Source organism: Tamlana crocina, from assembly GCF_012037625.1.
The window spans coordinates 1-471 of sequence record NZ_JAAVJS010000207.1; the positions used below are offsets into that span (position 1 = coordinate 1).

Below are 471 nucleotides of genomic sequence, written 5' to 3' on the forward strand. Positions count from 1 at the left end.
TTACCTTGAGCAGGAGGGAACTGTAAAGGAATCCAACTTCGAAAGGATTACCACCAGATTAAATCTTGAAAGTGAGGTAAAAGATTGGCTAAAATTAGGATTGAATACTTCATTCAGTAAGTCAGAGCAAAATTATCCTGCTCAATCAGGTACTTCCTATCAAAGTGCTATCCAGTGGATCTACGGTGTATCTTCTGTCTATCCATTATATCGTAGAGGAGAAGATGGAAGTCTTATCACAGATTCTGCAGGTGATCCAATCTATGACTATGGAGCAACAGGTGGACAAACGCTTAACGCTGTAAGGCCTATTTTTGGTAACGAGAATGCTGTAGGTTCTCTTTATAATTATATAAACCTGAACAACCGAACTAATTTTAATGCCAACGGTTTCGCTACAATCACTTTTACTGATTATCTTTCCTTTACAACTAACCTGTCTTATGAAGAGTATATGTTTGATGGGTTTGT

1 pseudogene is annotated in these 471 nt (G+C 37.6%); it reads left to right on the forward strand.

Features of this window, described 5'->3' with window-relative positions:
* Positions 1 to 471, forward strand: a pseudogene (locus HC176_RS16340) (SusC/RagA family TonB-linked outer membrane protein); the annotation flags it as partial.